Origin of the sequence: Desulfofundulus sp. (assembly GCF_049701015.1) — a bacterium.
Classification (GTDB): domain Bacteria; phylum Bacillota; class Desulfotomaculia; order Desulfotomaculales; family Desulfovirgulaceae; genus Desulfofundulus.
On record NZ_JBNATZ010000062.1, the window covers coordinates 1 to 11591 of the forward strand.

General features: G+C 54.6%; 15 protein-coding genes. All 15 read right to left on the minus strand.

Features of this window, described 5'->3' with window-relative positions:
- Positions 1 to 252 (minus strand): DUF362 domain-containing protein (locus ACPLUI_RS05725; protein WP_424659327.1); only part of this gene is annotated, 252 nt, incomplete at its 3' end.
- 126 nt (positions 253 to 378) lie between these two features.
- Positions 379 to 651, minus strand: a complete 273-nt coding sequence (locus ACPLUI_RS05730) for a hypothetical protein (RefSeq protein WP_424659315.1) — start codon at positions 649 to 651, stop codon at positions 379 to 381.
- Positions 652 to 704: 53 nt separating this feature from the next.
- Complete coding sequence (gene spoIIM, locus ACPLUI_RS05735) at positions 705 to 1322, minus strand: stage II sporulation protein M (protein ID WP_424659316.1); 618 nt, start codon at positions 1320 to 1322, stop codon at positions 705 to 707.
- 75 nt (positions 1323 to 1397) lie between these two features.
- Positions 1398 to 2057: a hypothetical protein gene (locus ACPLUI_RS05740; protein ID WP_424659317.1), complete on the minus strand. Its 660-nt coding sequence runs from the start codon at positions 2055 to 2057 to the stop codon at positions 1398 to 1400.
- A 226-nt stretch (positions 2058 to 2283) separates the two neighbouring features.
- Complete coding sequence (locus ACPLUI_RS05745) at positions 2284 to 3402, minus strand: DUF3866 family protein (protein ID WP_424659318.1); 1119 nt, start codon at positions 3400 to 3402, stop codon at positions 2284 to 2286.
- A gap of 14 nt (positions 3403 to 3416) precedes the next feature.
- Positions 3417 to 4541 carry a M20/M25/M40 family metallo-hydrolase gene (locus ACPLUI_RS05750; protein WP_424659319.1) on the minus strand — a complete coding sequence of 375 codons (1125 nt, stop codon included), beginning with the start codon at positions 4539 to 4541 and terminating at the stop codon, positions 3417 to 3419.
- Positions 4542 to 4577: 36 nt separating this feature from the next.
- Positions 4578 to 5138, minus strand: a complete 561-nt coding sequence (locus ACPLUI_RS05755) for a 2-oxoacid:acceptor oxidoreductase family protein (protein WP_424659320.1) — start codon at positions 5136 to 5138, stop codon at positions 4578 to 4580.
- Position 5139: 1 nt separating this feature from the next.
- Entirely contained in the window at positions 5140 to 5886 is a 747-nt protein-coding gene (locus ACPLUI_RS05760) for a thiamine pyrophosphate-dependent enzyme (protein ID WP_424659321.1), read from the minus strand.
- Complete coding sequence (locus ACPLUI_RS05765) at positions 5886 to 6947, minus strand: 3-methyl-2-oxobutanoate dehydrogenase subunit VorB (RefSeq protein WP_424659322.1); 1062 nt, start codon at positions 6945 to 6947, stop codon at positions 5886 to 5888. The genes ACPLUI_RS05760 and ACPLUI_RS05765 overlap by 1 nt, the downstream gene beginning before the upstream one ends.
- Positions 6940 to 7161 carry a 4Fe-4S binding protein gene (locus tag ACPLUI_RS05770; RefSeq protein ID WP_424659328.1) on the minus strand — a complete coding sequence of 74 codons (222 nt, stop codon included), beginning with the start codon at positions 7159 to 7161 and terminating at the stop codon, positions 6940 to 6942. The genes ACPLUI_RS05765 and ACPLUI_RS05770 overlap by 8 nt, the downstream gene beginning before the upstream one ends.
- A gap of 95 nt (positions 7162 to 7256) precedes the next feature.
- On the minus strand, positions 7257 to 7955 hold the full coding sequence (locus tag ACPLUI_RS05775) for a hypothetical protein (protein WP_424659323.1): 699 nt from the start codon (positions 7953 to 7955) through the stop codon (positions 7257 to 7259).
- 72 nt (positions 7956 to 8027) lie between these two features.
- Positions 8028 to 8876: a hypothetical protein gene (locus ACPLUI_RS05780; RefSeq protein WP_424659324.1), complete on the minus strand. Its 849-nt coding sequence runs from the start codon at positions 8874 to 8876 to the stop codon at positions 8028 to 8030.
- A gap of 20 nt (positions 8877 to 8896) precedes the next feature.
- The gene (locus ACPLUI_RS05785; RefSeq protein WP_424659329.1) at positions 8897 to 9571 is read right to left on the minus strand and encodes a glycosyltransferase family 2 protein; all 675 of its coding nucleotides are present in this window, start codon (positions 9569 to 9571) and stop codon (positions 8897 to 8899) included.
- Complete coding sequence (locus tag ACPLUI_RS05790; protein WP_424659325.1) at positions 9534 to 10454, minus strand: copper transporter; 921 nt, start codon at positions 10452 to 10454, stop codon at positions 9534 to 9536. The genes ACPLUI_RS05785 and ACPLUI_RS05790 overlap by 38 nt, the downstream gene beginning before the upstream one ends.
- 14 nt (positions 10455 to 10468) lie before the next feature.
- Positions 10469 to 11590, minus strand: coding sequence for a putative cytokinetic ring protein SteA (gene steA / locus ACPLUI_RS05795; protein ID WP_424659326.1), 1122 nt, complete (start codon positions 11588 to 11590; stop codon positions 10469 to 10471).
- Position 11591 lies beyond the last annotated feature (1 nt).

Consider the following 11591-nt stretch of genomic DNA (forward strand, 5'->3'; position numbering starts at 1 on the left):
ATAAAGGGTATTGGCATCCGTAAGAAAGGGTTTGCCACCCAGTTCTTTAACCTTGTTCACCAGGCGGCGTATAAACTGGGGCCGCACGTATCCCGTATTACCCCGCTCTCCAAAATGGACTTTTAAGGCCACCAGATCCCCGGGTGCAATAAGATCTCTCATCCCAGCCCGCTCAAAAAGTTTTTCTACCTTGTCAAGAAGATTTTCTTTTTGTCTGGCACGCATATCGGCAAAAAAGACTCTTGCCAACAGATTCTCACCCTTTCGTCCACAGAAAAGCTGCCTCCGGAAATCCCGGAGGTGGTCTCCACTTGTATTCTTTTTTTAAAACTAAATTCCTTCACAGATTAACAAAGTTGATAAAGAAAAAAACCGGTTTTAATCCGGTTTGCCATGGTGACCCCTGTAATAGTCCCGTAAAAATTCGAACAGGCGGTCCATAAATGTACCCTGACCCGCATCAATAGGACCAATGGTGGGGTTATATATGACGCTATCGGGAAAAAAGAAGCGGGGTTGGTTAAAGCTACCTCCCGACTTGATAAAGCTGTAGATATGCCCCCACAGCACGGCCAGGATGGCCAGCACCACCAGTATGCGAAGGCAGAACAGGACCTTTTGTCTCAGTTTGGCAATAAAAATTACGGTCATGTCCACACCCGTTCCACGGGTCCCCCCTTTCCTTCGAGGTTATTAGCCCGGCTTTAATCCAGGATGCCGACTACCATTCTGGTTAACCAGGGCGTCACAAAGGCCTCTACCAGCCCTGCCCCGACTGCCACGGTCAGGGCCACCAGCATGACCCCGGTATAGCGGGCAAAAGAACCCCATATTTTGCTCCAGGTGCTGGAGGGACGGGGAAAAAGTACGATGGCAAAAGAAAGCGACGCCACTGAACCTGCAAGCAGTGCTGGCAGGTAAAGCAAATTTTGCGGGATGATGCACGCAAGGACAAGAAGTAATCCGCGCCAGGCCAGGTCGTAATTGAGAAAAGCTACGGTAAAACCCATAACAAATCCTTTCAAAAAAACCATAACCAGGATCACGGGGATACCCATAAATGTCAAACCTAAAACGTAAAGGGTAACCATGATGAGCATTTTCCCATACATGGCTTCCCAGGCTACCCGTCCTGTTCCCAGGTCCAGCTCCCGGACCCCCTTAAGGGATAGATTTATATAATCGTGAAGTTCCTGGATGCGTGCAGGGGGCAGGGCGGTAAGGTTAAGAGCACCACAAATTAAGCCCAGGGTAAAGATAATCAATACCAGCAAGCAAAGGGGCCAGCTGCTTCGCAGGGAATTGCGGAAAACATCGGGCAAAGCTCCTCCACCCCTTCCAACCTGTCCATGCTCATATATATGGTTTTAGAAGGGGAGATATGATATGGTAGGTAACTAAAAGAGTTGAAGAATCAGGCGATAAATGTAGTCGGCGGCCAGCAGGTCTTCCATGGAATTACTGCTGGCGGCTACGACCGCAACCCCCCGGTGCATTTTCTCTGCCGCCGACGCTGCCCTGGCTGCGGCAGCCAGAGCAGGGTCTTTTCCTTTTTTGCGGCGTGTACGGGCTACTGTCCCCGTAAGGACAGCCGGTGCCCCGGCCGTCAGGGCGGCATCAAAGGCCACACCCCCGGAGCCCGTGGCCGCTACGACCACCTTTCCTTTAAAGTCCGCCAGTTCAACAACGGAAGCACCTGAATTGGGAACTACAGCCTCAATCGTGGCTCCGGCAGCGGTAAGACCACCGAGAACCTTTTGTATACCTGCCCTGCGTTGCTCCCCGGTACCGGTGCGCGGTTCGGCAATTACGATCACACCGGTACCCAGTGCCCTGGCCCGCTCCCCGGCCAGCCGGCCAATTGCTGCCGGATCAACGGGGACAGGGGGCTTCGCCGCATCGGGACTGGCTCCGAATACCGCCACCGCCCCTTCATCCAGGGCCGCTTCCAGGCTGGTCGACATGTCAATGACATCGACTACCATAACCACCAGGCCCTGCCGGGCGGCCCAGGCAGCCCCGCTCGCGTTGGCGGTAAGGATCACTGCAGGTAACAAAATCTCACCCCATCATGTTTAACCACCCGGAAAAGGGTTTACTGAATATTTAGATACCCGGGGCATATATTTAAATCAGGTACGCTGAACATTCCGTTTACAACAACTTACTCCCGAGGAGGCAAAAACGGTGCGGGTGTACTTCAGCAAACATGGTTTTGTGTGTATTGGTAAAGCCAGGATGATAACCGAAATGCTCCGGGAATACGCAGCATGCTACGACACTCTACGGGACTTCCTCAGGGCTTGCCTGCACTGAGGTATTTGTCCTTAAAAAAAGCCCGGCCGCATATGCTCCTGCCGCTCCGGCAGCCAGGAAGAAATCAGGATCCTCATCTATACCCCGCCCCATGGTGGTAACTGTAAGGCCGTATTCCTGCAGCGCCTCCCGGGTGGGGTTGTCTTCCACCTCAATTATCCGGTGTTTGTCCAGGATGCCGCTCTCCTGGAGCTGTCGCCAAATCAGAGCGCGTTTTTCCGGTGCCAGAACCGGAATGGGAACGGTGCATGGTACAAGAGCCACGCGGCCCAGAGCAGTCCGGGTATGATGGCTCAGCCCCCGGTGGCGTTCCCTGGTATCGGCAAAACCGATGCGCGGGACAGCTACTGGTTGCCCCCCCAGTATATGTACCGCATTGACCAGTTCTCCCTGCTCCACACCTGTAAAGCCAAAAGTGGATCCGGTACCGACAATGCCGGGTCCCATGGCGGCGATGATGATATCCGCCCCTGCCGCACCCCGGGCGGCGAGGAGACCGCTGTAGACAGTGACCGCTTCATAATCTCCACCAAAGGCATGCCCGCAGGTGACGGTGGCTGAAAGGAGCCCTTTCTCTTTGAGCTCATATACCAGACGACTCAAGGGGAGGGGTAGGGAAGCACCATCGGTCATCAGGTAAACCACCCGGGCCTTTCCGCGGGTCAACCTGTGGATTACAGCCGCGGCCGGGGCAATCATGCTGTGCAGGGAGGCTATGATTACCGGTATACCGTTCAGCGAATCCACCGCCCGGAAGGACTGGTTTTCAGGATGTTCTTCCTCTTCCACGGCCAGAACTTTAACCTGGGAGGGGGTGTAACGAGCCTTCATAATATGTCCCGTACAGGGGACATCAAGGGCCGTATTGGCCAGGTTGGCCATAATAAAATGGGTACCTCCGGTACCCAGTTTTTTATACACGGCAGTGGTATTAAGCACCACCGCATCTCCCGGTTTGACCGGACCGGTAAGTTGATCATAATTTACGGCCCGTTCTTTCTTCCCCTCCACCCTGACCAGGACTTCGGTCAGCCCCGGCCGCCTGGCTTCTACTGCCACGACTTCTCCAGTACGAATGCGGATCATTCCAGGGCCTCCAGTTACCGGTCACCAGCATTCGCTACCCTGATAATTTCCAGAAGGTAGCGGGCGTTGGTCACCAGATCGTCTATACGGATAAATTCTTCAGTGGTATGAACCTTTTGCATACCAATCCCCAGGTTTACACAGGTAATACCGCGGGCGTTAAATATGTTGGCATCGCTGCCTCCACCCGTCTTGACCAGCCGCGATACCAGACCCAGGTTTTCAGCCGCCTTTTGCGCTACTACAATGGCAGGATGCGACTCGTCCAGTTTAAATTCGTGGTAAAGGGTCTGCGTTGTCACTTCCACCCTGGCTCCAAATCGGGCGGCCGTTGTTTCAAGGACCTCTACCATAGCCGCCGTTTGAGCCCGGCACTTATGCCCGGTAAGGCTCCTGGTCTCCCCCTCGAGACGGCAGAAATCGGGTACAATATTGGTAGCTTTGCCACCGGAGATGACACCGATGTTGGCCGTGGTTTCTTCATCAATACGCCCCAGGTTCATACGGGCTACGGCATGGGCCGCCACAGCAATGGCATTGACCCCGTCCTCGGGATTTATACCGGCATGGGCCGCCCGACCCCGGACAACCGCTTCTATTTTATCTTGAGCTGGAGCCTGCATCACAATGGTCCCGGCAGGCCCGTCACAATCGAGCACATAACCGGTTGAAGAGCGCAACCGGGTATGATCCAGGTGTTTGGCCCCCAGGAGGCCACTTTCCTCCCCTATGGTAAAGACCACTTCCAGCCCGCCGTGTACAAGCTGGTCTTCCTTGATGACGCGGAGCACTTCCAGAATGGTGACTATACCGGCTTTGTCGTCGCCTCCTAAAATGGTATCACCGGCCGACCGGACAACACCGTTCTCCACAACCGGCCGAACGCCCCGGCCCGGCTCCACTGTATCCATGTGGGCCACCAGCAAAAGGGGACGTTCCGGACCCCGTGCCGGCAGAGTGGCGATCAGGTTGCCCGCTTCACCCCCGGTTACGGCCCCGGCTCCATCCTCATATACGTCCAGCCCGAGCTCCTTTAAGCGGGATGCCAGCAGGTCTGCCAGCGCCCTTTCATGCCCACTTACGCTATCTACCTGTACCAGCTCGAGAAATTCAGCCAGGATTCGATCCTGATTGATCATTAACACCCCTCCAGCACTGATTCTCACCGGCAGCCATTACCCCGCCCGGGCAGCTTTCGACTGCCGGACGAGGGCGGCACCAGTTTCCAGAGCCCGGCGGTTGATGGAAATCAGATTGTGACGGTGGGCGGGTAAAACCTCCCGCAGGGATTTTTCCACCGCATCCAGGGTTACCACACCCGTCAATTCCAGTAACGCCCCGAGGATGATGTTGTTGGCGACCCTGGCGTTGCCCAGTTCTTCGGCCAGTTCATTCGCCGGTATATAATATACCCGGATATCCTTGCGGGTAGCCTTGATGTCGACAAGGGAGCTGTTAACCAGGATCAGTCCCCCGGCAACCACGCTCCCCTCAAATTTTTCCAGAGAGGGACGGTTCATCACAATCAGGGAGGTGGGTTCGGAAACGACCGGAGAACTGATGGGGGAATCTGAAATTGTTACCCCGCAATTGGCCGTACCTCCCCGCATTTCAGGACCGTAAGAGGGGATCCAGGATACGTGCTTTCCTTCAAGCATACCGGCATAAGCCAGGAGTTGTCCGGTAGAAAGAACCCCCTGCCCGCCAAAACCAGCGATCAGAATTGCTTCGTACATTTTAACCAACCTCCGCAGGTTTTTTGTACTCACCCAGGGGATAATAGGGAATCATATTTTCGGCCAGCCATTTTAAGGCTTCCGCTGGAGGCAGGCCCCAGTTGGTTGGGCACGCCGAGAGCACCTCGACAATAGAGAAACCCAGATTGGCCAGCTGTACTTCAAATGCCCGCTTAATAGCCCTCTTGGCCTTGACCACATGAGCAGGATCGTGAACGGAGACTCGCGCCGCATAGGCCGTCCCGTCCAGCACGCTTAGCATTTCCACCACTTTCACCGGGTAACCGTTAATCTCCTTGTCCCGCCCGTAGGGAGTGGTGGTGGTCTTCTGCCCCAGCAGGGTGGTGGGGGCCATCTGACCTCCGGTCATGGCATAAATGGCATTATTGATGAAAATAACCGTAAATTTCTCTCCCCGGGCCGCGGCATGGACTATTTCCCCAGTTCCGATAGCCGCCAAGTCACCATCCCCCTGGTAGGTGAAGACAACCCTGTCGGGTAAAACCCGTTTAATTCCGGTCGCCACAGCCGGAGCGCGGCCATGGGAAGCCTGGAACATATCACAATCAAAGTAGTTGTAAGCAAAAACCGAACACCCAACCGGTGCCACGCCGATGGTACGGTCAAAGATCTCCAGTTCGTCAATTACCTCGGCCACCAGGCGGTGTACGATACCATGGGTGCAACCCGGACAGTAATGGGTGGGCATATCCTTCAACGACCGGGGTCTGGTAAAAATTTTTTTCATCACTGGCCCTCCCCCCCGTACAATTTCTTCACTTCCTGCAAGATATCTGCCGCCACGGGAAGCATACCCCCGCAACGGCCGTAAAAATACACGGGACGGCGTCCATTCACGACCAGACGGACATCCTCCACCATCTGTCCCAGGTTCATTTCCACGACCAGGAATCCATTCGTACCTTCAATTATGGAATCAAAAGCCTTTTGGGGGAAGGGCCACAGGGTAACGGGCCTGATCAGGCCAACTGCGAGACCTTCCTCGCGGCAACGGTCCACTACCGCCTTGCAGATACGGGCGACAGTTCCAAAGGCTACCAGCACCAGTTTTGCCCCTTCAAGCCGGTATTCCTCCCACCGCTGTTCCCGCTCGCTGATCAACGCATACTTTTTGGCCAATTTCAGATTATGCTGTTCCAGTTCCTCGGGTACGATATAAAGTGAGTTGATCAATTTTTTCTCTCCGCCCATGCGGCCAGTAGCCGCCCAGGGCCTGGGGGGGATCTCCACTTCCCTCTCTTCTCCAAGTTCCACTGGTTCCATCATCTGCCCCAGGATGCCGTCACCCGCCACCATTACCGGGTTGCGGTAACGGTCAGCCAGGTCGAAGGCTAACTGCATCAGGTCAATGATCTCCTGCACCGAGGCCGGGGCCAGGACAATTACACGGTAATCCCCGTGGCCACCTCCCCTGGTCGCCTGAAAATAATCGGACTGAGCCGGAGCAATATTTCCCAATCCGGGGCCGCCCCGGATCATATTGACTATAACACAGGGCAACTCAGCTCCCGCCAGGTAAGAGATGCCTTCCTGCATCAAGCTGATCCCGGGACCGGAAGAAGAAGTCATCACCCGGGCACCGGCGCCGGCAGCACCGTAAACCATATTAATGGCGGCCGTTTCACTTTCCGACTGAAGGTAAAGCCCCCCTACTTCCGGGAGTCGTTTGGCCAGATAGTGAGGGAGCTCGCTCTGGGGCGTTATTGGATAACCAAAGAAGTAACGGCACCCTGCTCTTACTGCACCCTCCCCGATAGCCTCGTTGCCTTTCATCAATATTTTAGCCAACCCGGGACACCTCCCTTTCCACCTCTATAACCAGGTCCGGACACATGCGGGCACAGGTAGCACAGCCGGTGCAACTGGCCTGATCTTCAATGGTGGCAGGATGAAAACCCATGCTGTTGATATGTTTGGCCAGCTTAATGATGCCTTTCGGGCAGAAGGTAACACAGAGTTCGCAACCCTTACAGCGTTCTTCCCTGAATGTCACTCGTGCGATAGCCAAAAATCTCCCTCCCCAAACTTACCGCAATGTATTGGATGTGAAAGCTTACCTGTCTTTTGCGCGTAAGCCGATCCTGACATCAGAATGCTTCACTGAACACTTGCAAAATATTGCCACGGTGCCTGCATAAAAAGATTCAAAGGCAGCACAGGCAGTCCTGACGGGAGTTGGGTACGTAGATATGCCACCAGTTCACGGCGCGCTGCCACCATTACCACCGGCAGGTTGAGGGTACGGGCCGCATCCTGAACCACCCGGTACCCCGCCAGGATGGTCTGACAGTCGGTATCCGCACCCAGGTTGGTATTGCTTACCAGGCCTGTTACTTGAAGTTTACAGGCCCTCTCAATACCTGCCAGCATATTTATGATGCCCTGTTTATCCCGGGTAAAAGGACGGCAGGTATTCACCACCAGCCAGAGGTTGTACTGTCCGGAGGGCAGCAGGGGCCGGAAGCGCCCCAGGACCGTTGCCCCCACTTCGTCGCCACCCACATCGAAAACACCGTACCGGTCCGGGTCATCCAGCACACCGCGGATGGCCGGTGGCAGGGCCGGCAGGTCCGCCTTCATCCATTCACCCCGGGGGCAAATTACTGTCAAGCCCAATTGTTCTAATTTTTCCCTGACCAGCCGGGTGCGAAAATAGGGGTTCACCACGTCCAGATCAATGACGGACGCGGGCAAACCCCGTTCCTTCAAGGAGAGGGCAAAATTAATGGCCAGCTCGGTCTTTCCGCTACCCAAATGGCCGGTAAAAATGGTTATTCTTTTAAGAGTCGTACTCACCAGGGTTCACCCCACGGACAAGACAATTCGACAAAGATAACAAATTTCCTATCCCCGGCCGTAAAAAAGTGTTCACTCCCGGTCACTACCCCAGCGGTCCAGCCGGTCCAGCAACGGGTTGCGGGCAATAAGACTGGTGAGAGAATACTTTTCGGCCACCACATGTAGAGCAATAAGCAGCCCCAGGTAAGTCAGTTTGACCCATTCCGGAAGAACCCATATCGCCGTTAGTCCCAGAGCAGCGCCCAGGGCGTTGGAACCGGTGTCACCCATCATGGCCCTGGCCTTTAAATCGGCAGGCAGGTAGGCCAAAACACTGCCCGTTACAACAGCGAGAAAAACTAAGGGCCACTGGCCCCAGCCAGCCGCAAGGAAGACAAAAGAGCACAAAAGAAAACACTTTCCCGCCCGGCCGGGGCGTAAGTCCAAAAGATTGATGGCATTTACGGAAAGAGCCAGAGTCAGAGTATTGACAGGGATCCATACCAGGGGGCCTACAAGTGCCGACAGGAAAAAACTCAAAGCCCCGCCGGCCAGGGCTTTCAGGGCACCCGTTGTCAGCCTCCCCTGCCAAAGGTTCTTGAAGTGGCCTTTCAAGCCGCTTGTAGCACGGGAACCCCATACATCGTCCACCAGGCCAAGGCAGGTAAAGGCAGCCATGGCCAGACAAAAGGCCAGGGCAAAAATCTGCAGCTGCACCGGTAAGAAGAGATACAGCAGCATTATGCACCCTACGTCAGCCAGGGAAAACACCAATCCCGCTCCCAGTGGAATAACCTCGCCACGAAAGTTGGGACGCACAAAGCCTGCCTCGACAATCATCCCCACCAGTCCGGGCAGGAAGAGGCGGGTTAACAAGGCCCCCATAAGAACGGCCAAAAAAAGGATGGCTGGAAAAGAAAAACCGGTAATAAAAGGCATGATACTGCACTCCTGAGCTATTATAGCAAACTTCTGGCCTGCCAGAGAACCCGGGCCACATGCCAGAATTGTTTTCCCCGGTGCAAAAATCCTTTGAAATCCCGGCCTGTTTCCCTGTGTGTCATGGCTACGGGAACTTCCTGCACCCTGAATCCAAGGCGTGCGGCTTTAATAGTCATCCCCACCTCTACTCCGAAGCCTGAGGCGAAAGGCACCAGATGTTGCAGCACTTTCTGAGTCATGGCACGCTGTCCCGACAGGGGGGACTCCATAACCAGGCCGGTATACCAGCGAATACCGGCCCTGGCCAGCCCCTTTACCAGGCCAAATCCGCCCCTGCGCTTAGGAGCGGGAAAACGGGCCACCGTCATATCTGCTTCCCCATCCAGAACAGGGAAAAGCAGGTTCCTGGCCTCGACCGCACTGGTGCCGAGATCCGCATCGACAAGCAGGACCACATCGCAAGAACAAAAGGCGGCACCCCGGGTTAAAGCTCCCCCTTTGCCCAGGTTATGGGGAAGACGAATTACCCGGGCACCGCTGGCCCGGGCCAGTTCAGCCGTAGCGTCGGTGGAACCGTCATCAACAACCACTACCTCCGCCACCTCGGGGATAGATAAAACCGCCTGCACGGTATCCTTTATGTGGTCTGCTTCGTTATAGGCGGGAACCAGTACTGATACTTCTTTTCCCATCAACAGGTTTTCCCCCTTCGTCCAGGTCGGGAAGCAGCTTTTGAGCAGTAGGCTTTACACCGTAGTGTCCCGGCTTGCCTGTCAGGGCCATTACCAGGGCTACCTGTCCGGGTATGGTATCTATGTTGTCAACAGTGGTAATGCGTTTTTTCTGGTAATCCGGCATATAGGAATAAACCACATTGGTTTCCTCCACACCGTAAACCGGTATTTTAGACTGCAAAAGTTCGTCTATGAGGGGCAGGTCCAGTTCCTGGACCCTCACCATACTCCGGTCCTGGCTGCCACCGATGATAATAACTCCGTCCAGGGGCACTCCATAATTCCCGCTAAATTTGATCAGGTTTTCTTCTTCCAGCACGTCCATAGCCCTGTTCCTGCCCTTAACCAGCCCCTGTGCAATTTCCCTGGCCAGACCGGTAATCAATTGTTCGTTAGTCAGGTTACTCCATCCCAACCGTTTCTGTAAAGTCTGTTCCTGGCCGTTTATGTAAAAACCGTTCAATACGGTGGTTATGGACTCCACCTCCGCTCCCGCCAGTTGTAAAGTGGCGATGAGGTCGTCGGGAAATCCGTAGCTGTTGGTTTCAATAATAGCCAGACGGCACCCTGCCAGACGGTCGCGGACCAGAACCGGAAGCACCTGCTTCTCAAACTGCTTTTGCTTCTGGTTATCACTTTCCAGGGCATTCGCCCGGGCCTCTACTGCTTCATTCTTCTCCCGGAGCTGTTCCATCTGCGCCATGAGTTTATCCGCGAGCTGTTTTTGCTGTCTGGTCAGGGTATCATTGCCAAGCATCGTGATGCCCACCAGTATACCAAGTCCCAGAGCGAGAAAAACCGCCACCAGCGAAGCAATATGATACCGCAGATTGATGATCATTTTATACCACCAGCCTAAATCCCCAGCAACAACCGGAAGTGTATATAGAGTAAACGTAACAACTCCCTGGTGGCGGGGGACACAACTACTACAACGGCAGCAGGCAGGAGGGCGGCAAGAACAATTTGAGCCAGGTACCTGGCCTTAATGCGGTTTCGGTAGAGCTTGCTGACCCCTTTGGCATCAACCAGAATTGAACCCACTTTCAAACGCACCAGAAAAGTGCTCCCCATGCCCTGCCGGCCTTTTTCCAGAAAGTCCTCCACACAAAAGTGGGTACCCACGGCTACAATCAACTCTGCTCCACCATCATACGCCAGAAGCATAGCTATATCTTCACTTGTACCGGGAGCAGCGAAAACAGCCGCCTTCAACCCCAGCTGTTGAATGCGTTGTAACCCGGGAGCCCTCCCATCGGGGTAAGCGTGCACCACCAGTTCCGCCCCTGACCGCAGAGTTTTATCCGAAACGCTGTCCATGTCGCCAACTATAATATCAGGCCGGTAACCAAATTCTATAAGAGCATCTGCGCCTCCATCCACACCCACCAGCACGGGGCGCATTTCGTCAATGTATGACTTAATGGCATTTAAATCTTCCTTGTAGTTATGTCCCCGTACTACAATAAGTACATGCTTGTTTTGAAAAGAGGTGTGCAGGAAAGGCCGCTGGTATTCACCCTTAATCAGGCTCATTTCGTGCCGGGCATGTTCCAGGGTATTTTCCACAAAACGGGAGATAACGGCTCCCATGTTCTGCTGGGCAAGAGCCATTTTCTGCTTTATTTCTTCGACAGTAAGGATATGACCGGATGCTACCCGGCGGCCCTGACAAAATACAAGACCGTCCCTTATTTCGACTTCCTGTCCCTCAGCCACGCTATCCATAATATCTTCTCCGGCATTGTCCACCAGAACCACCCCGGCCTGGACAAGGGTGAGTGGACCGGGATTGGGATACCGCTCACTCAGGGAAGGAGCAGCATTAATGACTGCCCGTACCCGTGCTTCTACCAGAGACCGGGCGGCGACGTCATCAAGCTCGGGGTGGTTGATAATGGCAATTTCATGAGGCGCCAGACGTTTAACCAGTCTTTTCGTCCGCTTGTCCACCCGGGCAATACCCTTGACGTACATT